Genomic DNA, 24412 nt, shown 5'->3' on the forward strand with positions numbered 1-24412 from the left:
TCGCGACGCACCGCCTGTCTGTAGGAGCCGGCTTGCTGGCGATCCAGTCACCTCGGTCCTAGAGCGGAGCCAACTCGACTTCAGCTTCGGCCGCTTTCGCCGCCTTCAACTGGCGCATCTGCTCACAGCCCCACAACACGCGCTCCGGGGTCGCCGGTGCGTCGATTTTCGGTTGATGTTTGTAATCGCCCAGGCTCGCCACGGCGTCCTTGATCGCACACCACGAGGCGATGCCGAGCATGAACGGCGGCTCGCCCACGGCCTTGGAGTGGAACACTGTGTCTTCCGGGTTCTTGCGGTTTTCCACCAGCTTCACCCGCAGGTCCAGCGGCATGTCCGCCACGGCCGGGATCTTGTAGCTGGCCGGGCCGTTGGTCATCAGCTTGCCCTTGTTGTTCCACACCAGCTCTTCCATGGTCAGCCAACCCATGCCCTGGATGAAACCACCCTCGACCTGACCGATGTCGATGGCCGGGTTCAGCGAGGCGCCGACGTCGTGGAGGATGTCGGTGCGCAGCATCTTGTATTCGCCGGTCAGGGTGTCGACCAGCACTTCGCAGCACGCCGCGCCAAAGGCGAAGTAGTAGAACGGACGACCACGAGCCTGGCTGCGGTCGTAGTAGATTTTCGGAGTCTTGTAGAACCCGGTGCTCGACAGCGACACCTGGGCGAAGTACGCCTGCTGGATCAGCGCTTCGAAGGTCAGGATGTGATCGCGGACCCGCACGTGGCCGTTGTGGAATTCCACATCTTCTTCGCTGACCTTGTACTGGCGGGCAGCGAACTCCACCAGGCGTTGCTTGATGGTTTCGGCGGCGTTCTGCGCGGCTTTACCGTTCAGGTCGGCACCGCTGGAAGCGGCGGTCGGCGAGGTGTTCGGTACCTTGTCGGTGTTGGTCGCGGTGATCTGCACGCGGTCCATTTCCACCTGGAACACTTCAGCCACGACCTGCGCGACCTTGGTGTTCAGGCCCTGGCCCATTTCGGTGCCGCCGTGGTTCAGGTGGATGCTGCCGTCGGTGTAGACGTGCACCAGGGCACCCGCCTGGTTGAGGAAGCTGGCAGTGAAGGAAATACCGAATTTCACCGGGGTCAGCGCCAGGCCTTTTTTCAGGATCGGGCTGTTGGCGTTGTAGCGACGAATCGCTTCGCGACGCTCGGCGTACTGGCTGCTTTCTTCAAGCTCCGCGGTCATCTCTTCGAGCATGTTGTGCTCGACGGTCTGGTAGTAGTGGGTGACGTTGCGCTCGGTCTTGCCGTAGTAGTTGGCCTTGCGCACCGCCAAAGGATCCAGGGCCAGGTGGCGAGAGATGGCGTCCATCACTTCTTCGATGGCGACCATGCCCTGCGGGCCGCCGAAACCACGGTAGGCGGTGTTCGACGCGGTGTTGGTCTTGCAGCGGTGACCGTTGATGGTCGCGTCACCCAGGTAGTACGAGTTGTCCGAGTGGAACATCGCCCGGTCGACGATCGACGCCGACAGGTCAGGCGAGCAACCGCAGTTGCCGGCCAGTTCCAGGTTGATGCCGTGCAGGCGGCCGGTGCTGTCGAAGCCCACGTCGTACTCGACGTAGAATGGGTGACGCTTGCCGGTCATCAGCATGTCTTCGACGCGCGGCAGGCGCATCTTGGTCGGCTGGCCGGTGAGGTGCGCGATCACCGCGCACAGGCACGCCGGGCTGGCCGCCTGGGTTTCCTTGCCGCCGAAACCACCGCCCATGCGGCGCATGTCGACGACGATCTTGTTCATCGACACGTCCAGTACTTCGGCTACCAGCTTCTGCACTTCGGTAGGGTTCTGGGTCGAGCAGTAGACGATCATGCCGCCATCTTCGGTCGGCATCACCGAAGAGATCTGGGTTTCCAGGTAGAAGTGTTCCTGGCCGCCGATGTGCAGCGTGCCCTGTATGCGGTGCTCGGCGGTGGCCAGCGCCGAGACTGAATCGCCACGCTTATGGGTATGGCTGTCGAGTACGAAGTGGCGTTTGCGCAGCGCTTCGACCACGTCCAGCACAGGTTCCAGGTCTTCGTATTCGATGATCGCGGCCATCGCGGCCTTGCGTGCGGTTTCCAGGTCTTTCGCGGCGACGGCGACCACCGGTTGACCGACGAATTGCACAGTATCGATGGCCAGCAGCGGATCGCCGGGCATCAGTGGGCCGATGTCTTTCAGGCCCGGCACGTCTTCGTGGGTGATGGCGATGCGCACGCCTTCGAAGGCGTAGCACGGCGCGGTGTCGATGCTGATGATGCGGGCGTGGGCACGGTCCGACATGCGTGCATAGACGTGCAACTGGTTCGGAAACTCCAGGCGATCGTCGATGTACTGCGCTTCACCGGCCACATGCTTGGCGGCGCTGTCGTGCTTGACGCTGCGGCCGACACCGGTGGTCAGGTCCTTGGCGAACAGTTCAGCCAATTCGGCTTGGGTCTTCTCTACGGCATGATGATTAGACATAAGCGGTCACCCGAGTCTCGATGTGCGGTGTTTGCAGTTCGATGAAGTATTTGCGCAGCAGGTTCTGCGCGCTGAGCAGGCGATATTCCTTGCTGGCGCGGAAATCCGAGAGCGGCGTGAAGTCTTCGCCCAGGGCAGCGCAGGCGCGCTCAACGCTGGCGTTGTTGAATGGCGAGCCGAGCAGCGCGGCTTCGCAGGCAGCGGCACGTTTCGGGATGGCCGCCATGCCACCGAAGGCGACGCGGGCTTCAGCCACTACGCCGTTTTCCAGGCGAATGTTGAAGGCGGCACAGACAGCAGAGATGTCATCGTCCAGGCGCTTGGACACCTTGTAGGCGCGGAACAGTTTTTCGACGCAGGCGCGCGGCACGATGATCTTCTCGATGAACTCGCTTTCCTGGCGCGCAGTGACGCGGTAATCGATGAAGTAATCTTCCAGGGCCATGGTGCGGCGGGTTTCGCCTTTGCACAGGACGATTTGCGCGCCCAGTGCGATCAGCAGCGGCGGCGAGTCACCGATCGGCGAGGCGTTGCCGATGTTGCCGCCGAGGGTGCCCTGGTTGCGGATCTGCAAGGAGGCGAAGCGGTGCAGCAATTCACCGAAATCCGGATACTCGGCGTTCAAGGCCTCGTAGCAGTCGGAAAGGGAGGTGGCGGCGCCGATTTCCAGGCGATCGTCAAAACGGTCGATGCGTTTCATCTCGGCGACGTTGCCGACGTAGATCATCACCGGCAAGGTGCGGTGGAACTGCGTCACTTCCAACGCCAGGTCGGTACCGCCGGCCAGCAGGCGGGCCTGTGGATAAGCGTCGTAGAGGTCGGCCAGGTCGGCCACGGTCAGCGGCACCAGGCAGCGTTTGTCGCCGCTGTTGAGTTCGCCGATATCGGTCGGGGCAATGGCTTTCAGGCGCGCGATGGTCTCGGCTTCACGGGCATCGAACTGATCCGGTTGTTTGCCACAGCAGGACTGCTCGGCGGCTTCCAGGATCGGCCGGTAGCCAGTGCAGCGGCAGAGGTTGCCGGCGAGTGCTTCGTGGGCCTTGGCATGATCCGGTGCGTCGCTGTTCTTTTGCAGGGCAAACAGCGACATCACGAAACCGGGAGTGCAGAAGCCGCATTGCGAGCCGTGGCACTCGACCATGGCTTTCTGCACGCTGTGCAGTTCACCTTTGTGCTTGAGGTCTTCAACGCTGATCAATTGCTTGCCGTGCAGGGACGACACGAAGGTCAGGCACGAGTTGAGGCTGCGATAACGAATGTGTTCGCGACCGTCATCATCGGTCTGCAATTCGCCAACCACCACGGTGCAGGCGCCGCAGTCACCGCTGGCGCAGCCTTCTTTGGTGCCGGGCTTGCCCACATGGTCGCGCAGATAATTGAGCACGGTCAGGTTCGGGTCCAGGGCGTGCTCGCTACGGAGTTCCTGGTTTAGTAAAAACTGGATCACGGAAGGCCTCGCAGACTCATTATTGTTGTTAACCGATAGGACCGAATTTAGCAGGTCTGACTTTTCGGTCAATGATTTTCTGACTTAAAGGTCAGGAAAATGCATTTTGTCGATCAACTACCTGTTGGTTAATTATTGTCGCTGGTTCGTTAGCCTGCCTTTTTGCTTGAATTTGCTTGAATCGTGCCAAAAAACCTCAGGGCGGGCACTCCGCCCTGATGCGGCAATTGCGCTACACTGCGCCGCTTGTACAGATCGAAGAGTTTGAAGGACAACCATGACGTTCAAGGCGCCGGACAGCCTCGCCGAGCAAATCGCTCACCACCTCGCCGAACGCATCATTCGCGGCGAAATGAAGCCCGGGGAGCGCATCCAGGAACAGAAGGTCACGCTGGCCCTCAATGTCAGCCGTGGTTCGGTCCGCGAGGCTTTGCTGATCCTCGAGCGTCGGCACCTGATCGCGATCCTGCCGCGCCGTGGCGCTCATGTGACGGAACTCACCCCGCACAAGGTGCAGAGCCTGTGCACGCTGATGAGCGAAATGTACATCCTGCTCGCCAATGCCGTGGCCAATGGCTGGAAAGTCCAGGCCGATCTGGCGCCGTTCGTGCAGATTCAGCAGCGCCTGGCGGCCAGCTACGAGCGCCAGGACATCCATGCCTTCGTCGACGACAGTTTCAGCGTGATGCGCGCCACGTACTCGTTCGCCAACAACCCGTACTTGCAGGAAACCGTCGAGAATCTGCAGCCGGCCATGAGCCGTGCCTATTTCCTTGCCCTGGACCAGCGCAAGGCGTCGATGAGCGAGTACCTGGAGCTGTTCGAACGCCTGCTTGCCGCCGTGATCGCCCGTGACTTCGCGCAGATTCGCGTGGTGCTGACGGCTTACGCCCAGCGCAGTTGCGATCTGGTGATCTCCGCTCTGACGGACGCCTGATCTTGCGGCTCAAGTGCATCAAGCTGGCGGGGTTCAAGTCCTTCGTCGACCCGACCACGGTGAACTTCCCCAGTAACATGGCGGCGGTGGTCGGGCCCAATGGTTGCGGCAAATCGAACATCATCGACGCCGTGCGCTGGGTGATGGGCGAGAGTTCGGCGAAGAACCTGCGTGGCGAGTCGATGACCGACGTCATCTTCAACGGCTCGACCAGCCGCAAGCCAGTGAGCCAGGCGAGTATCGAGCTGGTGTTCGATAACTCCGACGGCACACTGCTTGGTGAATATGCTGCTTATGCGGAAATCTCCATTCGCCGCAAAGTGACCCGCGACAGCCAGACCACCTATTACCTCAACGGCACCAAATGCCGGCGTCGCGACATCACCGATATCTTCCTCGGCACCGGTCTCGGCCCGCGCAGCTACTCGATCATCGAACAGGGGATGATCTCCAAGCTGATCGAGTCCAAGCCCGAAGACCTGCGTAACTTCATCGAAGAAGCCGCGGGCATCTCCAAGTACAAGGAGCGCCGGCGCGAGACGGAAAACCGTATCCGCCGCACCCACGAAAACCTTGAGCGCCTGACCGACCTGCGTGAAGAGCTTGAGCGTCAGCTGGAACGCTTGCACCGCCAGGCCGAGGCCGCCAAGAAGTATCAGGAATTCAAGGGCGAGGAGCGTCAGCTCAAGGCCCAGCTGTCGGCCCTGCGCTGGCAGGCGCTGAACGATCAGGTCGGCCAGCGTGAAGCGATCATCGGCAACCAGGAGGTTTCTTTCGAAGCCCTGGTGGCTGAACAACGCAACGCCGACGCGAGCATCGAGCGCCTGCGTGACGGGCATCACGACCTGTCGGAGCGCTTCAACCTGGTGCAAGGACGCTTCTACTCGGTCGGCGGCGACATCGCCCGGGTCGAGCAGAGCATCCAGCACGGCCAGCAGCGCTTGCGCCAGTTGCAGGACGATTTGAAGGAGGCCGAGCGCGCTCGCCTGGAAACCGAATCCCACCTGGGTCACGACCGCACGCTGCTGCTGACCCTGGGCGAAGAGCTGGACATGCTCACCCCGGAGCAGGAAGTCACCAGCGCCGCCGCCGAAGAGGCCGCTGCCGCCCTGGAAGAATCCGAAACCACCATGCACGGCTGGCAGGAGCAGTGGGATACGTTCAACCTCACCGCCGCCGAGCCGCGCCGTCAGGCCGAAGTGCAGCAGTCGCGGATCCAGCAGCTGGAAACCAGCCTGGAGCGCCTGGCCGATCGCCAGAAGCGTCTTGGCGAAGAACGCGCCTTGCTCTCGGCGGACCCGGAAGACGCGGCGATCATGGAGCTCAGCGAGCAGCTCGCGGAATCCGAGGCGACCCTTGAGGACTTGCAGACCAGCGAAGAAGCCCAGGTCGAAAAGCTTGAGCAACTGCGCCAGCAACTGCAGCAAACGTTGACGGCGCAACAGCAGGCCCAGGGTGATTTACAGCGCCTCAACGGTCGCCTGGCATCGCTCGAAGCCTTGCAGCAAGCCGCGCTCGATCCGGGCACCGGCACCGCCGAATGGCTGCGCGAACAGAATCTTGCGAATCGCCCGCGCCTGGCCGAAGGCCTGAAGGTTGAGGCCGGTTGGGAGCTGGCGGTGGAAACCGTGCTCGGCGCCGACCTGCAAGCGGTGCTGGTGGACGATTTCAACGATTTCGATTTGTCCGGGTTTACCCAGGGCGACTTGCGCTTGCTCAGCCCGGCCAGCGATGGTGTGCGAATGCCGGGCAGCTTGCTGGACAAGGTCGAGGCGCAGATCGATCTGTCGCCATGGCTGGGGCAGGTCAAACCGGTCGACAGCCTCGAACAGGCCCTGGCCTTGCGCAGTCAATTGGCTGCCGGGCAGAGCCTGATCAGCCGTGATGGTTACTGGGTCGGCCGGCACTTCTTGCGTGTGCGTCGGGCCAGCGAAGCCGAAAGCGGTGTGCTCGCCCGTGGTCAGGAAATCCAGCAACTGGGCCTTGAGCGCGAAGAGCGCGAAGCCGCTGTCGAAACCCTGGAAACCCAATTACAGAACCTGCGGGCGCAGCAGCGTCAGCAGGAAAACGGCCGTGAGCATCTGCGCCGTTTGCTGCAAGACGAAGCGCGTCAGCAGGGTGAACTGAAAGCCCAGTTGTCCGCCGGTAAAGCCAAGGCCGAGCAATTGACCCTGCGCCGCACCCGTCTCGACGAAGAGCTCACCGAGCTGGACGAACAGCGAGCCCTGGAGCACGAAAACATCGGCGAAGCGCGCCTGCAATTGCAGGAAGCCCTCGACAGCATGGCGCTGGACACCGAGCAGCGTGAGTTGCTGTTGGCCCAGCGCGACAGTTTGCGTGAACGCCTGGACCGGGTGCGTCAGGAAGCCCGGCAACACAAGGATCACGCCCACCAGTTGGCGGTGCGTCTGGGCTCGCTCAAGGCGCAGCACGATTCCACGCGCCAGGCGCTGGAGCGTCTGGAAATGCAGTCCGAACGCCTGACCGAAAAACGCGAGCAATTGAGCCTCAATCTGGAGGAGGGCGAAGCGCCACTGGAAGAGCTGCGTTTGAAACTCGAAGAGTTGCTCGACAAGCGTATGACTGTCGACGAGGAGCTCAAGACCGCGCAGATCGCCCTCGAAGATGCCGATCGCGAATTGCGCGACGCCGAGAAGCGCCGCAGCCAGGCCGAACAGCAATCGCAGTTGATTCGCGGCCAGCTCGAAACCCAGCGCATGGAATGGCAAGCCCTGACCGTGCGCCGCAAGACTTTGCAGGACCAGTTGCTGGAAGACGGCTACGATCTCCATGGCGTACTCGCGACGTTGACCGCCGAGGCCAACGAGAAGGACGCCGAGGAAGAACTCGAGCGCATCGCCGCGCGAATTCAGCGCCTGGGCGCGATCAACCTCGCAGCCATCGATGAGTACCAGCAACAATCGGAGCGTAAACGTTATCTGGATGCGCAGAACGACGACCTGGTCGAAGCGCTCGAAACCCTCGAGAACGTGATTCGCAAGATCGACAAGGAAACCCGTAACCGCTTCAAGGATACCTTTGATCAGATCAATGGCGGTTTACAGGCGCTTTTCCCAAAAGTTTTCGGTGGAGGCCGCGCGTATTTGGAACTGACGGGCGAAGATCTACTCGATACAGGGGTAACGATCATGGCGCAGCCGCCAGGAAAGAAGAACAGCACCATCCATTTGCTCTCTGGTGGCGAAAAAGCCCTGACCGCATTGGCCCTGGTTTTTGCGATCTTCAAGTTGAATCCGGCGCCGTTCTGCATGCTCGATGAAGTTGACGCGCCATTGGATGACGCTAACGTTGGACGCTACGCGCGGTTGGTAAAAGAGATGTCGCAGACAGTGCAGTTCATCTATATCACCCACAACAAGATCGCCATGGAAATGGCTGATCAACTGATGGGTGTGACGATGCACGAACCCGGTTGTTCACGTCTGGTGGCAGTGGATGTGGAGGAGGCAATGGCGATGGTGGATGCCTGAGTCGTGATCGTGGGAAGGGGTGTTTACGGGTTGTAGGACTCTTTTGCTGACTTCGACTTGCTGGCCAATCGACATATTCGCGCTAGCCAACGTGGTAGACGGTGTAAAGTTGCCTTTGGTCGTGCTAGTTTAATGTCAATTTTTCGTATACGTGGGCAAAACGCCTGTCAGAACATAGAGTTGGCGCCACGTTTTAAAGCGGTTTGCAGGTTGTAAACCCCTTATTTTTCAGCATTTTTTATAGAGGCACGGGATTACATGGAAATCGGTCTGCGCGAGTGGCTGATCGTCATCGGCATTATTGTCATTGCCGGTATTCTTTTTGATGGCTGGCGCCGTATGCGCGGCGGCAAGGGAAAACTGAAGTTCCGTCTTGACCGAAGTCTGTCCAACCTGCCGGACGAGGACAGCAGCGCCGAGCTGCTGGGCCCGCCGCGAGTGCTGGACAACCATAAAGAGCCGCAACTGGACGAGCAGGATCTGCCGTCGGTGAGCATGCCGGCCCGTGAGCCTCGCGAGTCGGGCTCCAAGCGCGGCAAGCGTGGCCACAGCGAGCCTTCCCAGGGCGACATGAATCTCAGCCTGGATCTGGATGGTGGCCCGAGCTTCAGCAGCCGCGACGACGACTTCCCGGATGACACCAAGTCCTCGCCATCGCTGGGCGACAAAGAGCAGCCGCAAGCTGAAGAAGTGCTGGTGATCAGCGTGATCTGCCGCGACGCGGCCGGCTTCAAGGGCCCGGCGCTGTTGCAGAACATTCTGGAAAGCGGCCTGCGTTTCGGCGAGATGGATATTTTCCACCGTCACGAAAGCATGGCGGGCAACGGTGAAGTGCTGTTCTCCATGGCCAACGCCGTCAAGCCCGGCGTTTTCGACCTGGACGACATCGATCACTTCAGCACCCCGGCGGTGAGCTTCTTCCTGGGTCTGCCAGGCCCTCGCCATCCGAAGCAAGCGTTCGACGTGATGGTGGCGGCAGCGCGCAAACTGTCCCAGGAGCTCAACGGCGAACTGAAGGACGACCAGCGCAGCGTACTCACCGCACAAACGATTGAGCATTACCGTCAGCGCATCGTCGAATTCGAACGCCGCGCCCTGACTCAGAAGCGTTGATTTTTGAAATGTGTGGACATGACTGCCACACACTGTAGGAGCCGGCTTGCTGGCGATGCGGACTTGAAATCGCCATCGCCGGCAAGCCGGCCTCCTACAATGAATCTGCGCCGCATCTACAAATTGAGCAGCCTAGGCTGCTCTTTTGCTTTATGAGAGAACATCCATGACCGCCGCCAAGAACCGCATTTTAGAGCTGCGCGCTGAGCTGGATCAGCACAACTATCGCTACCACGTGCTCGACGAGCCGAGCATTCCGGACGCCGAATACGACCGCTTGTTCAACGAGCTCAAGGCGCTGGAGGCGGCCAATCCCGAACTGATCACCAGCGACTCGCCGACTCAGCGAGTGGGCAGCGCGGCGCTGTCGGCGTTTACCCAGGTGCGTCACGAAGTGCCGATGCTCAGCCTCGGCAACGCCTTCGAAGAAACCGACATGCGCGAGTTCGACCGCCGGGTGACCGAAGGCCTGGATTTGCCGGCGGGCGACCTGTTCGGTGGCGGCGCGACAGTCGAGTACAGCTGTGAGCCCAAGCTCGATGGCCTGGCCGTCAGCCTGCTGTATCAGGATGGCGTGCTGGTGCGCGGCGCCACCCGTGGCGACGGTACGACTGGCGAAGACATCAGCGTCAACGTGCGCACCGTGCGCAACATCCCGCTCAAGCTGCACGGCAGCGGTTGGCCGGCGACCCTGGAAGTGCGTGGCGAAGTGTTCATGTCCAAGGCCGGTTTCGAGCGGCTCAACGCCACGCAACTGGAAGTCGGCGGCAAGACCTTCGCCAACCCGCGCAACGCCGCGGCAGGCAGTTTGCGCCAGCTGGATTCGAAGATCACCGCCAACCGTCCTCTGGAATTCTGCTGCTACGGCATCGGCCAGGTGTCGGCGGAGATTGCCGATACGCACATCGGCAACTTGCAGCAACTCAAGGCCTGGGGCATGCCGATCAGCCACGAGCTGAAACTGGCGCAGGGTATCGCCGAGTGCCTGGATTACTACCGCGACATCGGTGAGCGCCGCAACGCGCTGCCGTATGAAATCGACGGCGTGGTGTTCAAGGTCAACAGTATTGCCTCCCAGCGTGAGCTGGGCTTTCGCGCCCGCGAGCCGCGCTGGGCCATCGCCCACAAGTTTCCGGCGATGGAAGAGCTCACCGAACTGCTCGATGTGGAATTCCAGGTCGGCCGCACCGGTGCGGTGACGCCGGTGGCGCGCCTGAAGCCGGTCAAGGTTGCAGGTGTCACGGTGGCCAACGCCACGCTGCACAACATGGACGAAGTCGCGCGCCTGGGCCTGATGATCGGCGATACCGTGATCATTCGCCGTGCCGGTGACGTGATTCCGCAGGTGGTGCAGGTGGTCATGGAGCGTCGTCCGGAAAACGCCCGGCCGGTGCAGATTCCCGAGCAGTGCCCGGTGTGCGGGTCCCATGTCGAGCGCACGCAACTGATCAAGCGCAGCAAGGGCCGCGAGACGGTCAGCGAAGGCGCGGTGTACCGCTGCGTCGGCCGCCTGGCCTGTGGCGCGCAGCTCAAGCAGGCAATCATCCACTTCGTTTCCCGTCGCGCCATGGACATCGAAGGCCTGGGCGAGAAGAGCGTCGAGCAACTGGTCGACGAAGGCCTGGTGAGCTCGCCGGCCGATCTGTACGCCCTGACGTTCGAGCAGATCGTCGACCTTGAAGGCTTTGCCGAACTGTCGAGCAAGAACCTGCTCGGCGCCATTGAAGACAGCAAAAAACCGGGACTGGCGCGGTTCATCTACGCCCTCGGGATTCCCGATGTCGGCGAGGAGACGGCCAAGGTGCTGGCGCGCTCCCTGGGTTCGCTGGAGCGTGTGCAGCAGGCCTTGCCGCAGGTGCTGACGTACTTGCCGGATGTCGGGCTGGAGGTCGCGCACGAGATCCACAGCTTCTTCGAGGATGCGCATAACCAGCAGGTGATCGCTGATTTGCTCAGGCATGGTTTGCAGATTCAGGATCAGGGCGAGTTGGGCGCGGAGTTTTCGGCGAGCACCACGCTGGGTGGTTTTCTCGACAAGCTGCATATCCCCTTGGTCGGGCCGGGCGGGGCGCAAAAACTGGCGGACAAATTCGGCTCGCTGCGGGCAGTGATCGGTGCTGACTGGCTGGACATGCGTCAGGCGCTGCCGGAGAAGCAGGCCAATTCCGTGCGCGAGTTCTTTGCGATCGAGGCCAATCGCCAATTGGCCGAAGCGGCCGAGAAGCAACTGGCCGATTTCGGCATGCACTGGCAGAGCGAGAAGAAGGTCGTCGAAGGCTTGCCGCTGGCCGGGCAGACCTGGGTGCTGACCGGCTCGCTGGAACTGATGAGCCGAGATGTGGCCAAGGACAAGCTCGAAAGCCTGGGTGCCAAGGTGGCGGGCTCCGTGTCGGCCAAGACCCATTGCGTAGTTGCAGGGCCGGGTGCCGGTTCGAAGTTGACCAAGGCCAATGAGCTGGGGTTGAAAGTGCTGGATGAGGAGGCGTTTGTCGAGTTCCTGCGCAAGCACGATATTTCGGTGTGAAGCCATTCGCGAGCAAGCCCGCTCCCACATTTAACCGAGTTCTTCCTGTAGGAATCCGATCGAATGTGGGAGCGGGCTTGCTCGCGAAGGCGATTTAAGCAGCACAGAAAGCGGGAACGATCAGCTCTCGGGAATGATCTAGTCTTGGCAAGCCCCAGGGAGAGATCGCCATGTACCGCTTCTTCGAACAGCTCAGCTCGCGCATCGCCGCGCCGTTCATGGATGAGAATTCGCGCAACAGCAAGGTCTGGTCCTGTCGTTGCGGGCAGTCGCTGTTCTTTCGCAACAGCCAGTGCCTGGCCTGTTCGGCGGCGTTGGGTTATCAGCCGCAGCAGAGTCGCTTGTCCTCGCTGCAACCGGGTGTGCAAACGGGCACCTGGTTGCTGGATGACGATCCCGGGGCCGGCCTGTTTCGACGCTGCGCCAACCTCGACTCCCCGGCGGCCTGCAATTGGTTACTGCCTGCCAACGACCATGACGTCTTGTGCATTGCCTGCAGCCTCAATCGCACCATTCCTGATCTGTCGATAGCCGACAACCATGAGCGCTGGCGCAAGGTGGAAACCGCCAAGCGGCGTCTGGTCGCGCAACTGGTCAGCCTGGGGTTGCAAGTGATTCCAAAAAGCGTCGATGAAGATAAGGGCCTTGCGTTTGATTTCATCGGCGTCGACCTCGAAGGCAAGCCGCCCACCACGGGCCACGCCAATGGCCTGATCACCCTCGATATCAAGGAAGCCGACGACGCGCACCGCGAACAGGTGCGGGTGCAAATGCACGAACCCTATCGCACGTTGCTCGGGCATTTTCGTCATGAGGTCGGGCATTACTACTGGGACCGATTGATCGCCAACAGCCAATGGCTGGAACCCTTTCGCCAATTGTTCGGCGATGAACGCGCCAGCTATGCCGAAGCCCTCGAGCGGCATTATCAGCAGGGCGCACCGCTCGACTGGCAGCAGCATTACGTCAGCGCCTACGCGACCATGCACCCGTGGGAAGACTGGGCGGAAACCTGGGCGCATTACCTGCACATGATGGACGCCGTGGATACCGCGCTGGGTTTTGGCATGAGTGCGCGGGAAATGGATTTCGACTATCAGCCGTTTCCGTTGGATACCCTCTACGATCCACAGCATCCCGGTGGCGCGACGTTTCTGTCGTTCGTCAATGCGTGGATCGAACTGGCCGGCATGCTCAATGAGCTGTCACGCAGCATGGGGCAGCCCGATTTCTATCCGTTCGTCCTGCCGCCAGCCGTCATTGCCAGGCTGCACTTTATTCACCTGGTGATCCAGCAGGAGGGCGGCAGGGCGGACGAGGTGCTCCAGGCGCAATAGCAAGTGCTTGAACCCCCTCATGTTTTTAATCCGAAACCAACGGTTGTAACTTCGTCTCAGATAGGTACAATGGCGCGGCTCGCCGACTGGTGAGCGTCGTTATGGTGACCCTATCGGTCCCCCCGCAACGATTACCCGTGAACCTGGTCAGAGCCGGAAGGCAGCAGCCACAGCGGGAACATTGTGTGCCGGGGTGTGGCTGGTAGGGTTACCACCTTAACGCCACGCGGGTGTTCTCTCGCGTTATCTTTCTGAAAACAGACTTTCGCTAGCTGCCAGGATTTTGTCCGGGGCGGTTTTTTGTCGTTTCCGAATTGTCGGCAGCCGCAGGTTCGCCACCGATATACAGCCGAACAATCGCATCGATCTCCCCGGACGTTTTCATCTGTGCCAGGGTGCGCAGAATGCGCTGTACCGGCACTTGCGGGTCGTTGCGCACGTAGCAGCCGACATCCTGTTCCTGAAGCACCGCCACGCTGCGCAGCTGTTGCGCCGGCAGCAGGCGTTGATTGAACCAGTCCAGGGTCCATTGATTGCTGACGGCGTAATGGTTGCGGCCGGCGAGGAGTTTTTCCAGCACCTGTTCCTGATTGCGTGCGTCGTCGCGATGCAACTGTTCGGTTTCGAACAGCGGTTGCAGGGTCGGGTAGCTATAGCCCAGCACGGTGCCGATGGACTGGTGCGACAAATCCGCCGGATTGATCGCAGCGGGGCGCGCATGCCGGCTGATCAGCAGGTCGGGCTGGGTAAAGAGCGGGATGCTCCAGAGGAAGTCGCCGGTCTGGTGGGGCAGCCACGATTGTGCGGCATAGCAGCGGACATCGACCTCGCCGTGTTCCATGGCGTTTTGCACCCGTGCGCGGGGCAGCACATGGAATTCGGCCGGAACGCCAACCTGGGTCGCAAGGCTGAGCATCACGTCATACAGGATGCCCTGGGTCGGTTTGCCCCGTTCCAGTTGCACCATGGGCATGGTCCAGCTGTCGGTTATCGCAAAGCGCAACGGCGCATCAGCGGCTACGCCATCCAGGCTTATCAACAGCAATGCCCCCAAGGCCAGCCGCATAAACACTCCGTTATTAGCCCCCGATGTGCAGCTTAGCCACAATACACGAGCGCACCGGATGCAATTTGTGCCTTGCTCCGCTAGCATTAGCCGCTTCTGCTTCCTTCGCTGCGACGGTTTTCGATGAGTTATCAGGTTCTTGCACGTAAATGGCGTCCGCGCTCGTTCCGCGAAATGGTCGGCCAGACCCATGTGCTCAAGGCTCTGATCAATGCCTTGGACAGCCAGCGGCTGCACCACGCCTACCTGTTCACCGGTACCCGTGGGGTCGGCAAGACCACCATCGCGCGGATCATTGCCAAATGCCTGAACTGTGAAACAGGTATCACTTCGACCCCCTGTGGCGAGTGCTCGGTGTGCCGTGAAATCGACGAAGGCCGCTTTGTCGACCTGATCGAGATCGACGCCGCGAGCCGCACCAAGGTCGAAGACACTCGCGAGCTGCTCGACAACGTGCAGTACGCCCCGAGCCGCGGGCGCTTCAAGGTCTACCTGATCGACGAAGTGCACATGCTCTCCAGCCATTCCTTCAACGCGCTGCTCAAAACCCTCGAGGAGCCGCCACCCTACGTCAAGTTCATCCTGGCCACCACCGATCCGCAGAAACTTCCTGCAACGATTCTGTCGCGGTGCCTGCAGTTCTCCCTGAAGAACATGACGCCGGAGCGCGTGGTCGAGCACTTGACCCACGTGCTGGGTGTCGAGAACGTGCCGTTCGAAGACGATGCACTGTGGTTGCTGGGGCGTGCCGCCGACGGGTCGATGCGTGACGCCATGAGCCTGACCGACCAGGCGATTGCCTTCGGTGAAGGCAAGGTCATGGCCGCCGACGTGCGGGCAATGCTCGGGACCCTCGATCACGGGCAGGTCTACGACGTCCTGCATGCGCTGATCGAAGGCGATGCCAAGGCGTTGCTCGAAGCCGTCCGCCACCTGGCCGAACAAGGCCCGGACTGGAACGGCGTGCTTTCGGAAATTCTCAATGTGCTGCACCGCGTTGCCATCGCCCAGGCTTTGCCGGAAGGTGTCGACAACGGTCACGGCGACCGTGATCGCGTGCTGGCGCTGGCCCAGGCCTTGCCGGCCGAAGACGTGCAGTTCTACTACCAGATGGGCCTGATCGGCCGCCGCGACCTGCCGCTGGCGCCGGATCCCCGGGGTGGTTTTGAAATGGTCTTGCTGCGGATGCTGGCGTTCCGGCCCGCAGACACCGCGGATGCCCCGAGGCAACCGCTAAAGCCAGTGGGGATCAGCCAGGCCACAGTTGATTCCGCAAACTCAGTGGCTGCCGCGCCAGTTGTTGCGCCGGTAGTCGCAGCGGCCGTTGCACCGATAGCGGCTGCGCCAGTAGCGGCTCCAGCGCCTGCACCGGAACCGGTTGCGCCGGTCGTTGTGCCAGAACCTGCGCCTTTGGTTGAAGCGGTCTTGGTCGAAGACGTTGTCGACCTGCCGTGGAACGACCCGGTCGAGCCCGCGCCCGTTCAGCATCCGGCGGTGGAGCCAGTGCTGGAAACCGCCAGCGAACAACCCGAGTTACCGCCGATGCCGTTGCCGACGCCGGACAGCGTGGTGCCGGACGCCCCGGAATGGGCCGCCGCGCCGATCCCGGAACCTTCGGTGGCCGAGGTCGATGCCGCGACGCCGGGCATGGACCTGGATGACGAGCCGCCGCTGGACGAGGATTACATCGAGCCGGACATGGATTCGGCCTACAGTTACCTCGACGAACTGGCCAGCGAGCACGCCGCCGACCCGGCGCCCGAGCCCGAGCCGGAACCTGCGGCAATGCCGGCCACCGGCCTGGCCCTGCAATGGCTGGAGATGTTCCCGAAATTGCCGATCTCCGGCATGACCGGCAGCATCGCCGCCAACTGCACGCTGATCGCGGTGGATGGCGACAATTGGCTGATGCACCTGGACCCGGCCCACAGTGCCTTGTTCAACGCCACTCAGCAGCGGCGGCTCAACGATGCGCTGAACCAGTATCACCAGCGCACGCTGACCCTGAGCATCGAGCTGATCAAGCCCGAGCAGGAAACCCCGGCACAGGCGGCTTCACGCCGCCGCGCCAACCGTCAGCGCGAGGCGGAGGAGTCGATCCACGGCGATCCGTTCATCCAGCAAATGATGCAACAGTTCGGTGCGGTGGTCCGTAACGATACTATTGAACCTGTCGACGCCCTGGTCACTCAGGGCTAATAACTGAAGGCGTTCGGCCACATGGGCCGAGCGCTGTTTTGATCCAAGTACTTTTGAGGTGATTACCATGATGAAAGGTGGCATGGCCGGCCTGATGAAGCAGGCGCAGCAGATGCAGGAAAAAATGGCCAAGATGCAGGAAGAACTGGCCAACGCCGAAGTCACCGGTAAAGCCGGTGGCGATATGGTCACCGTGGTGATGACCGGTCGTCATGACGTCAAGAGCGTGACCATCGACCCAAGCCTGGTCGAAGGCATGAGCGAAGACGACAAGGAAATGCTCGAAGCGGTCATCGCCTCCGCCGTCAACGATGCCGTGCGCAAGATCGAAGCCAACAGCCAGGACAAGATGGGTAGCATGACCGCCGGCATGCAACTGCCGCCGGGCATGAAACTGCCATTCTGATTCGCCTTCAGGCGGCAGATGAGCTACAAAAAAAGCCAGGCATAGCGCCTGGCATTTTTGTTTCTGGCAGGCAGGCATGTAGTGCCTGTGAAATAGTCTTCGCTGGCAAGCCAGCTCCTTCAGAGGGTTTTCGGGCGACATAGAACCCTGTAGGAGCTGGCTTGCCAGCGATAATGTCGCCTCGGTCCAACTGAATAAACATCGAACGCCATACCACCACAAAGGTCTGCTCCCTATATCACCGAACCCCATCGATCAAAGGAGACGCTGCCATGTCCGACCCCATGACCCTCAATCAACGCATTGTCCTGGCTTCTCGCCCGGTAGGCGCGCCAACGCCGGAAAACTTCCGCATGGAGCGGGTGGCGCTGCCGGATCTGGCCGACGGCCAGGTGCTGCTCAAGACCGTTTTCCTGTCGCTGGATCCCTACATGCGCGGGCGCATGAGTGATGCGCCGTCCTACGCCGCACCGGTGGAAATCGGTGAAGTCATGACCGGGGGCGCGGTCAGCCGAGTCGAGCGGTCGCTCAATCCGAAGTTCCAGGAAGGTGATCTGGTGGTCGGCGCCACCGGTTGGCAAAGCCACAGCATCAATGACGGGCGCAGCATCATCCCGGTGCCGTCGGGATTGCCCAGTGCGTCGATGGCCCTCGGAGTCCTGGGGATGCCGGGCATGACCGCGTACATGGGCCTGATGGACATCGGCCAGCCCAAGGCCGGCGAAACCCTGGTGGTGGCGGCCGCGTCCGGCGCAGTGGGTTCGGTAGTCGGCCAGGTGGCGAAGATCAAGGGGCTGCGCGTGGTCGGCGTGGCCGGCGGCGCGGACAAATGCCGTTATGTGGTAGAGGAGCTGGGCTTCGACACCTGTATCGACCACAAGAGCGCGGATTTTGCTGACGAGCTGGCGCAGGCCTGTCCCAAGGGCATCGACATTTATTATGAAAACGTCGGCGGCAAGGTGTTCGACACCGTGGTGCCGTTGCTCAATCCGAAGGCACGGATTCCACTCTGCGGCCTGATTGCCTCCTATAACGCCCATGAAGCGCCGAGTGGACCGGATCGCCTGCCCCTGTTGCAGCGCACCCTGTTGACCAAGCGGGTGCGCATCCAGGGCTTCATCGTGTTCGATGACTATGGTGATCGCCAGCCGGAATTCCTCAGTGCCATGGCGCCCTGGGTGCGCGATGGCAAGGTGAAGTTTCGCGAAGATGTGGTCGATGGCCTGGAACAGGCGCCTGATGCGTTCATCGGCCTGCTGGAGGGGCGTAACTTCGGCAAGTTGGTGGTGCGGGTTTCCCGTGACTGAGTAATTCACGCTGCAATTTGACGCTCAACCGAGGCGCGGGTATAAACCGCGTCTCGTTGTTTTGTCGGACTTTTCCACCATGAGCTTCAGCCCTTTGATTCGCCAACTGATCGACGCCCTGCGAATTTTGCCTGGCGTGGGTCAGAAAACCGCCCAGCGCATGGCGTTGCAGTTGCTCGAGCGTGACCGCAGCGGCGGCTCGAGACTGGCGCTGGCCCTGAGCCAGGCCATGGAAGGGGTCGGTCACTGCCGTTTGTGTCGTACGCTGACGGAAGATGATCTGTGCCCGCAATGCGCCGATACCCGCCGCGACGACACCTTGCTCTGCGTGGTGGAAGGCCCGATGGACGTTTATGCTGTGGAGCAGACCGGGTTCCGCGGGCGCTATTTCGTGCTCAAGGGGCATCTGTCGCCGCTCGATGGCCTGGGGCCGGAAGCCATCGGCATCCCGCAATTGATGGCGCGGATCGAAGAGGCCGGCACCTTCGCCGAAGTCATCCTGGCCACCAACCCGACCGTGGAAGGTGAAGCCACGGCGCACTACATCGCCCAATTGCTCAGCAGCAAAGGCCTGATCGCCTCGCGCATCGCCCACGGCGTGCCGCTGGGTGGTGAGCTGGAACTGGTGGATGGCGGGACACTGGCGCATTCGTTTGCCGGGCGTAAGCCGATCACTCTGTAATTTGTGTCGTCTGGGCCGACGTCTTCGCGAGCAAGCCCGCTCCCACATTTGGAATGCAATCCCCTGTGGGAGCGGGCTTGCTCGCGAAGGGCGCGCCTCGGTTTCGCTGATTCACACAATCCTGTTGAAAACCAAGCAAGCGCTCGGTTAACTTCGCTGACCCCTTCAGTGGAGCTCGCCGATGTCTGCCTTTCAGGAATACTTCGACCCCGACCACCAATTGGTCCGCGACAGCGTCAGGCGTTTCGTCGAGCGCGAGATTCTTCCTGATATCGAGTTGTGGGAAGAAGCCGAAAGTTTTCCTCGCGAGCTCTACCTCAAGGCCGGCGCGGCGGGGATTCTCGGCATCGGTTATCCACAGGCTTACGGAGGCAGTCACGAAGGGGATCTGTTCGCCAAGGTGGCCGCCAGTGAAGAGTTGATGCGCTGCGGGTCAGGCGGGCTGGTGGCCGGCCTGGGCTCGCTGGATATCGGCTTGCCGCCCATTCTCAAGTGGGCCCGTCCCGAAATACGGGATCGTGTCGTGCCGCAGGTGCTGTCGGGAGAGAAGATCAGCGCCCTGGCCGTCACCGAGCCCGGTGGCGGCTCCGACGTCGCCAACCTGCAAACACGAGCTGTGCGCGACGGCGACTTTTACCGGGTCAGCGGCAGCAAGACCTTTATTACCAGCGGCGTGCGCGCGGATTTCTATACCGTCGCTGTGCGTACCGGTGAGCCGGGGTTCTCCGGCATCAGCCTGTTACTGATCGAAAAGGGCACGCCGGGTTTCACCGTAGGACGGCAACTGAAGAAAATGGGCTGGTGGGCGTCAGACACGGCCGAACTGTTCTTCGATGATTGCCGGGTGCCCGCAGGCAATCTGATCGGCGCCGAGAACATGGGTTTTGCCTGCATCATGGGCAATTTCCAGAGTGAACGCCTGGCCCTGGCGTTGATGGCCAACATGACCGCACAACTTGCGCTGGAGGAGAGCCTCAAGTGGGCGCGCCAGCGCGAAGCCTTCGGCAAACCGATCGGCAAGTTTCAGGTGATCAAGCATCGCCTCGCCGAGATGGCGACAGCGCTGGAAGTGTCTCGGGAGTTCACTTACCGCCAGGCGGCGAAAATGGCGGCGGGGCAGAGCGTGATCAAGGAGATTTCCATGGCCAAGAATTTTGCGACGGATACCGCAGACCGGATCGTCAACGATGCGGTGCAGATACTCGGCGGGCTGGGTTACATGCGTGAAAGCCTGGTGGAGCGGCTGTACCGCGACAACCGGATTCTGTCGATTGGCGGTGGGACGCGGGAAGTGATGAACGAGATCATCAGCAAGCAGATGGGGCTTTGAGTTTGGCGGTGTAGCGACCGATGCCATTCGCGAGCAAGCCCGCTCCCACAGTTGACTGCATTCTGTCAGGAAGAATGCGATTCATTGTGGGAGCGGGCTTGCTCGCGAAAGCGTCAGTACAGGCGCCGCTTACTTGTCAGTCAGGGCAAACTGCGTCAGGCAAAACGTAGGAATGCCCATGTCTTCCAGGCGCTGCGAGCCGCCCAGTTCAGGCAGATCGATGATCGCCGCCGCTTCATGCACCCGGGCGCCCATGCGGCGGATCAGGTTGGCGGCGGCAATCAGGGTGCCGCCGGTCGCGATCAGGTCATCGAACATCACCACCGAATCCCCCTCGCACAGGCTGTCGGCGTGCACTTCCAGGAAGGCTTCGCCGTACTCGGTCGCATAGCCCTCGGCCAGCACGTCAGCCGGCAACTTGCCTTGCTTGCGGAACAGCACCAGCGGCTTGTTCAACTGATAGGCCAGTACCGAACCGATCAGGAAACCACGGGCGTCCATCGCGCCGATATGGGTGAAGTCAGCCTCGACGTAACGGTGGGCGAAGCTGTCCATCACCAGGCGCAGGGCTGTGGGCGACTGGAACAGCGGGGTGATGTCGCGAAAGATCACACCCGGTTTCGGGAAGTCGATGACAGGGCGGATGAGGGATTTGATGTCGAAGGAGTCGAAGACCATCGTCGTGGTGTCCTGGCAAGGCTGCAAACGACGCATTATACCGGCGGCTGAACCGTTTCGCTCAGCCGCAACGATTTGTATCAGCTTTCCAGCGAACCGCCGGCCAGGGCGCACAGCTGGATCGGGTCGATAATCCGGATTTCCTTGCCTTCCGCCGCGATCAGTTCGTTTTGCTGGAAGCGAGTGAACACGCGGGACACGGTTTCCACCGCCAGGCCCAGGTAGTTGCCGATCTCGTTGCGCGACATGCTCAGGCGGAACTGATTGGCGGAAAAACCCCGGGCGCGGAAACGTGCCGAAAGGTTGACCAGGAAGGTGGCGATGCGTTCGTCGGCGGTCTTCTTCGACAACAGCAGCATCATCTGCTGATCGTCACGGATTTCGCGGCTCATCACGCGCATCAACTGACGGCGCAACTGCGGCAGTTGCAGGGCCAGTTCGTCGAGGCGTTCAAAGGGGATTTCACACACCGAAGTGGTTTCCAGGGCTTGCGCCGACACCGGGTGCTTTTCGGTGTCCATGCCCGACAGGCCGACCAGTTCGCTCGGCAGGTGGAAACCGGTGAGCTGTTCTTCGCCGGTGTCGCTCAGGCTGAAGGTCTTGAGGGCGCCAGAACGCACTGCGTAGACAGAATCGAAGGTATCGCCCTGGCGAAACAGGAATTCGCCTTTTTTCAGCGGCCGGCCGCGCTTGACGATTTCGTCCAGCGCATCCATGTCTTCCAGATTCAGCGAAAGTGGCAGGCAAAGAGGGGCCAGGCTGCAATCCTTGCAATGGGCTTGATTATGAGCGCGCAGTTTTACTGGCTCGGACATTTCTTCAATCCTTGTGGGAAATCACACATAAGACGTAAGGGTAACCCACCCGAGGACATTGAGGCCAGCCTGTGGCGCTTTTGTCGCAGCGCTCTAGATCACCCGTGAAAACCGTTGCCGGCTGTGTTGTTCCAGGTACGCGTCGAAGACCATGCACACCGAGCGCGCCAACAGCCGCCCGGCGGGCAGGATAGTGATCCTGTCGCGATCGAGCTTGATCAGCCCGTCTTTGGCCATGTCTTGCAGTTGCGGCCAAAGATCGCCGAAGTAGCCCTGGAAATCGATGTTGAAGGCCTGTTCGATGTCAGCGAACTCGAGGCTGAAATTGCAGATCAATTGCTGGATGACCGCGCGCCGCAGACGGTCATCGGCATTGCACAGCAGGCCGCGGCTGGTGGCCAGTTGCATGGATGCAAGGACGTTTTGATACTCGCTCAGGTCGCTACTGTTCTGGCAGTACAGGTCGCCGATCTGGCTGATCGCCGAGACGCCGAGACCGATCAGATCGCAATGACCGTGGGTGGTGTAGCCCTGGAAATTGCGTTGCAGGGTCGACTCTTCCTGGGCAATCGCCAGTTCATCGTCGGGCAGGGCGAAGTGATCCATGCCGATGTAGCGGTAGCCGGCGCTGATCAGTTGCTCGATGGTGCGCTGCAGCATTTCCAGCTTCTGCGCGGGCGTCGGCAGCTCATTGCTGTTGATGCGCCGTTGCGGCATGAAGCGTTCCGGCAGGTGGGCGTAGTTGAACACCGATAACCGGTCCGGTTGCAGGCGGATGACTTCATCGACCGTGTGGGCGAAGTTCTCCGGCGTCTGTCTCGGCAGGCCGTAGATCAGGTCGATATTGATCGAGCGAAACTGCAAGGTGCGGGCGGCGTCGATTACCGCGCGGGTTTCTTCCAGGCTTTGCAGGCGATTGACCGCGCGTTGCACCGCCGGGTCGAGGTCTTGCAGACCGATGCTGACCCGATTGAAACCCAATTCGCGCAGCAGGCCCATGGTCGACCAGTCGGCCTCACGGGGGTCGATCTCGATACCGTAGTCGCCGGAGTCGTCGTCCAGCAAATTGAAGTGTTTGCGCAAATGCGCCATCAACTGGCGCAGTTCGTCGTGGCTGAGAAAGGTCGGCGTGCCACCACCGAAGTGCAATTGCTCGACTTTCTGCGCGGGGTCGAGGTGACAGGCGATCAACTGGATTTCCTGTTCCAGGCGCTGCAAGTACGGCTGTGCGCGGCCGCGATCCTTGGTGATGACCTTGTTGCAGGCGCAGTAATAGCAAATGTTCGCGCAGAACGGCACGTGCACATACAGCGACAACGGGCGTTGGGCCTTGCGGCTGTCGCGCAGGGCATGAAACAGGTCGAAAGTGCCGACCTGGCTGTTGAATTGCACGGCGGTCGGGTACGAGGTGTAGCGCGGTCCCGCCAGGTCATAACGGCGGATCAGATCGGTGTCCCAACGAATGGCGTCGAGCATCATGCGGGCATTCCCCCGGATTGGCTGGCAGTGTCAGCCACTTTATGCGAGGGCGGGGCGGGGCATCTTGATTTGCATCAACTGGGAGTTTGAAGCTTTTTTGTGGCGAGGGGGCTTGCCCCCGTCGGGCTGCGAAGCGGCCCCAAAATCAGAGAATGCGGTGAGTCAGTGTGAAAGGATTGGCCGGTTTGCGACGGCTTCGCCGCCGAACGGGAGCAAGCCCCCTTGCCGCAGGATCTAGTGCCCCATCAACCAATGCTGATGCGGCCCCGGCAGGGTCCAGATGCCGAACAGCATCACCAGCAATCCGCCCGCCATCCGCACGCTGCGTTTGCGCAACAGTGCGGTGATGCGCTCGGCGGCAAGGCCAGTCGCGAGCAGCACCGGCCAGGTGCCGAGCCCGAACGCGAGCATCAACAATGCGCTGTCCAGCGCATTGCCCTGACTGGCCGACCATAACAAGGTGCTGTAGACCAGGCCGCACGGCAGCCAGCCCCAAAGCGCGCCCAGCAGCAGCGCACGCGGAACGCTCGACACCGGCAGCAAGCGGTTGGCGACTGGCTGGATATGCCGCCACAGGCCTCGGCCGAGGCTTTCGATACGGGTCAGGCCGCTCCACCAGCCGGCCAGGTACAGGCCCATGGCAATCAGCAGCAATCCGGCGAGAATGCGCAGGAACATCGCTGCCGGGCTGCTGGCCACGGCCCAGCCGGCCAGGCCGATCAGCAGTCCGGCGCAGGCATAGCTCAGAATCCGGCCCAGGTTGTAAGCCAGCAGCAGGCGAAAGCGGCGGCTGCGTTGTTCCTTGGGAATCGCCAGGGTCAGCGCGCCCATCAAGCCGCCGCACATGCCCAGGCAATGGCCGCCGCCAAGCAAGCCGAGGATGACTGCCGACACCAGCAGTGGCGCCAGCTCAAACATGGGGCGGAGCCTTGTCTTGCGGTTTGGCCGGTTGGCCGCTGGCTTCATCGACGGCAGCGGTGTGGTTCGGGTCCTGGTCGTCGAACAGGATGCTGTGGGCCGGGCCATCGAGGTCGTCGTACTGCCCGCTGTCGACCGCCCAGAAAAAGATATAGACGGCGATGGCCACGATCAGCAGCGCAGCGGGAATCATCACGTAAAGAGCTGGCATCTGGACTCCATGCC

The 24412-nt window shown here is 61.4% G+C and carries 18 protein-coding genes and 1 other RNA gene; 11 read left to right on the top strand and 8 right to left on the bottom strand.

What is annotated here, in order from left to right; all coding sequences use genetic code 11:
- Positions 1 to 58: 58 nt before the first annotated feature.
- A complete protein-coding gene (gene xdhB / locus QMK54_RS09415) occupies positions 59 to 2458 on the bottom strand; it encodes a xanthine dehydrogenase molybdopterin binding subunit (RefSeq protein ID WP_320402396.1) in 2400 nt (799 codons plus the stop codon).
- Positions 2451 to 3905 (bottom strand): xanthine dehydrogenase small subunit, encoded by a 1455-nt coding sequence (xdhA, locus tag QMK54_RS09420; protein ID WP_223593534.1) that lies wholly within the window; start codon positions 3903 to 3905, stop codon positions 2451 to 2453. Before xdhA ends, xdhB begins: the two co-directional genes overlap by 8 nt.
- 277 nt (positions 3906 to 4182) lie before the next feature.
- Here xdhA and QMK54_RS09425 point away from each other — a divergent pair, with 277 nt between their 5' ends.
- From QMK54_RS09425 to ffs, 6 genes are all read left to right on the top strand, one after another.
- Positions 4183 to 4842, top strand: a complete 660-nt coding sequence (locus QMK54_RS09425) for a GntR family transcriptional regulator (RefSeq protein ID WP_110660871.1) — start codon at positions 4183 to 4185, stop codon at positions 4840 to 4842.
- Between the two features lie 2 nt (positions 4843 to 4844).
- Positions 4845 to 8333, top strand: coding sequence for a chromosome segregation protein SMC (smc, locus tag QMK54_RS09430; RefSeq protein ID WP_223593536.1), 3489 nt, complete (start codon positions 4845 to 4847; stop codon positions 8331 to 8333).
- A gap of 258 nt (positions 8334 to 8591) precedes the next feature.
- Complete coding sequence (gene zipA, locus QMK54_RS09435) at positions 8592 to 9446, top strand: cell division protein ZipA (protein WP_223593538.1); 855 nt, start codon at positions 8592 to 8594, stop codon at positions 9444 to 9446.
- Between the two features lie 166 nt (positions 9447 to 9612).
- Positions 9613 to 11970 carry an NAD-dependent DNA ligase LigA gene (gene ligA / locus QMK54_RS09440; RefSeq protein WP_320402397.1) on the top strand — a complete coding sequence of 786 codons (2358 nt, stop codon included), beginning with the start codon at positions 9613 to 9615 and terminating at the stop codon, positions 11968 to 11970.
- A gap of 170 nt (positions 11971 to 12140) precedes the next feature.
- The gene (locus QMK54_RS09445; RefSeq protein WP_223593540.1) at positions 12141 to 13307 is read left to right on the top strand and encodes a putative zinc-binding metallopeptidase; all 1167 of its coding nucleotides are present in this window, start codon (positions 12141 to 12143) and stop codon (positions 13305 to 13307) included.
- A gap of 111 nt (positions 13308 to 13418) precedes the next feature.
- Positions 13419 to 13515, top strand: an RNA gene (gene ffs, locus QMK54_RS09450) — signal recognition particle sRNA small type.
- A 60-nt stretch (positions 13516 to 13575) separates the two neighbouring features.
- Here ffs and QMK54_RS09455 read toward each other — a convergent pair.
- Positions 13576 to 14373 carry a substrate-binding periplasmic protein gene (locus QMK54_RS09455; RefSeq protein WP_110659235.1) on the bottom strand — a complete coding sequence of 266 codons (798 nt, stop codon included), beginning with the start codon at positions 14371 to 14373 and terminating at the stop codon, positions 13576 to 13578.
- A gap of 123 nt (positions 14374 to 14496) precedes the next feature.
- On the opposite strand from QMK54_RS09455, the gene dnaX reads away from it, so the two are divergent.
- From dnaX to QMK54_RS09480, 5 genes are all read left to right on the top strand, one after another.
- Complete coding sequence (dnaX, locus tag QMK54_RS09460) at positions 14497 to 16572, top strand: DNA polymerase III subunit gamma/tau (RefSeq protein ID WP_320402398.1); 2076 nt, start codon at positions 14497 to 14499, stop codon at positions 16570 to 16572.
- A gap of 67 nt (positions 16573 to 16639) precedes the next feature.
- Positions 16640 to 16978 (top strand): YbaB/EbfC family nucleoid-associated protein, encoded by a 339-nt coding sequence (locus tag QMK54_RS09465; RefSeq protein ID WP_007971455.1) that lies wholly within the window; start codon positions 16640 to 16642, stop codon positions 16976 to 16978.
- 272 nt (positions 16979 to 17250) lie between these two features.
- Entirely contained in the window at positions 17251 to 18285 is a 1035-nt protein-coding gene (locus tag QMK54_RS09470; protein ID WP_110659233.1) for an NADP-dependent oxidoreductase, read from the top strand.
- Positions 18286 to 18364: 79 nt separating this feature from the next.
- The gene (gene recR, locus QMK54_RS09475; protein WP_046041325.1) at positions 18365 to 18967 is read left to right on the top strand and encodes a recombination mediator RecR; all 603 of its coding nucleotides are present in this window, start codon (positions 18365 to 18367) and stop codon (positions 18965 to 18967) included.
- Between the two features lie 181 nt (positions 18968 to 19148).
- On the top strand, positions 19149 to 20297 hold the full coding sequence (locus QMK54_RS09480) for an acyl-CoA dehydrogenase family protein (protein ID WP_320402399.1): 1149 nt from the start codon (positions 19149 to 19151) through the stop codon (positions 20295 to 20297).
- 129 nt (positions 20298 to 20426) lie between these two features.
- Here the strand turns inward: QMK54_RS09480 and QMK54_RS09485 are convergent, their stop codons facing one another.
- The 5 genes from QMK54_RS09485 to ccoS all read right to left on the bottom strand — a co-directional run bounded on the left by QMK54_RS09485 (position 20427) and on the right by ccoS (position 24398).
- Entirely contained in the window at positions 20427 to 20975 is a 549-nt protein-coding gene (locus QMK54_RS09485; RefSeq protein ID WP_027921719.1) for an adenine phosphoribosyltransferase, read from the bottom strand.
- A gap of 80 nt (positions 20976 to 21055) precedes the next feature.
- Entirely contained in the window at positions 21056 to 21790 is a 735-nt protein-coding gene (gene fnr / locus QMK54_RS09490) for a fumarate/nitrate reduction transcriptional regulator Fnr (protein WP_007995802.1), read from the bottom strand.
- A gap of 93 nt (positions 21791 to 21883) precedes the next feature.
- Complete coding sequence (hemN, locus tag QMK54_RS09495; RefSeq protein ID WP_223593561.1) at positions 21884 to 23266, bottom strand: oxygen-independent coproporphyrinogen III oxidase; 1383 nt, start codon at positions 23264 to 23266, stop codon at positions 21884 to 21886.
- 237 nt (positions 23267 to 23503) lie between these two features.
- Positions 23504 to 24187 carry a sulfite exporter TauE/SafE family protein gene (locus QMK54_RS09500; protein WP_110662430.1) on the bottom strand — a complete coding sequence of 228 codons (684 nt, stop codon included), beginning with the start codon at positions 24185 to 24187 and terminating at the stop codon, positions 23504 to 23506.
- On the bottom strand, positions 24180 to 24398 hold the full coding sequence (ccoS, locus tag QMK54_RS09505) for a cbb3-type cytochrome oxidase assembly protein CcoS (RefSeq protein WP_110662431.1): 219 nt from the start codon (positions 24396 to 24398) through the stop codon (positions 24180 to 24182). The genes QMK54_RS09500 and ccoS overlap by 8 nt, the downstream gene beginning before the upstream one ends.
- Positions 24399 to 24412: the final 14 nt, after the last annotated feature.

The sequence above is a fragment of the Pseudomonas sp. P5_109 genome (assembly GCF_034009455.1).
Lineage (GTDB): Bacteria > Pseudomonadota > Gammaproteobacteria > Pseudomonadales > Pseudomonadaceae > Aquipseudomonas.

What these genes read in the sequence shown, in the direction of transcription:
- xdhB (WP_320402396.1), bottom strand. Translation starts at nt 2,458, where the DNA reads ATGTCTAATCATCATGCCGTAGAGAAGACCCAAGCCGAATTGGCTGAA.
- QMK54_RS09425 (WP_110660871.1), top strand. Translation starts at nt 4,183, where the DNA reads ATGACGTTCAAGGCGCCGGACAGCCTCGCCGAGCAAATCGCTCACCAC.
- zipA (WP_223593538.1), top strand. Translation starts at nt 8,592, where the DNA reads ATGGAAATCGGTCTGCGCGAGTGGCTGATCGTCATCGGCATTATTGTC.
- ligA (WP_320402397.1), top strand. Translation starts at nt 9,613, where the DNA reads ATGACCGCCGCCAAGAACCGCATTTTAGAGCTGCGCGCTGAGCTGGAT.
- QMK54_RS09445 (WP_223593540.1), top strand. Translation starts at nt 12,141, where the DNA reads ATGTACCGCTTCTTCGAACAGCTCAGCTCGCGCATCGCCGCGCCGTTC.
- QMK54_RS09455 (WP_110659235.1), bottom strand. Translation starts at nt 14,373, where the DNA reads ATGCGGCTGGCCTTGGGGGCATTGCTGTTGATAAGCCTGGATGGCGTA.
- dnaX (WP_320402398.1), top strand. Translation starts at nt 14,497, where the DNA reads ATGAGTTATCAGGTTCTTGCACGTAAATGGCGTCCGCGCTCGTTCCGC.
- QMK54_RS09465 (WP_007971455.1), top strand. Translation starts at nt 16,640, where the DNA reads ATGATGAAAGGTGGCATGGCCGGCCTGATGAAGCAGGCGCAGCAGATG.
- QMK54_RS09470 (WP_110659233.1), top strand. Translation starts at nt 17,251, where the DNA reads ATGTCCGACCCCATGACCCTCAATCAACGCATTGTCCTGGCTTCTCGC.
- recR (WP_046041325.1), top strand. Translation starts at nt 18,365, where the DNA reads ATGAGCTTCAGCCCTTTGATTCGCCAACTGATCGACGCCCTGCGAATT.
- QMK54_RS09480 (WP_320402399.1), top strand. Translation starts at nt 19,149, where the DNA reads ATGTCTGCCTTTCAGGAATACTTCGACCCCGACCACCAATTGGTCCGC.
- QMK54_RS09485 (WP_027921719.1), bottom strand. Translation starts at nt 20,975, where the DNA reads ATGGTCTTCGACTCCTTCGACATCAAATCCCTCATCCGCCCTGTCATC.
- fnr (WP_007995802.1), bottom strand. Translation starts at nt 21,790, where the DNA reads ATGTCCGAGCCAGTAAAACTGCGCGCTCATAATCAAGCCCATTGCAAG.
- hemN (WP_223593561.1), bottom strand. Translation starts at nt 23,266, where the DNA reads ATGCTCGACGCCATTCGTTGGGACACCGATCTGATCCGCCGTTATGAC.
- QMK54_RS09500 (WP_110662430.1), bottom strand. Translation starts at nt 24,187, where the DNA reads ATGTTTGAGCTGGCGCCACTGCTGGTGTCGGCAGTCATCCTCGGCTTG.
- ccoS (WP_110662431.1), bottom strand. Translation starts at nt 24,398, where the DNA reads ATGCCAGCTCTTTACGTGATGATTCCCGCTGCGCTGCTGATCGTGGCC.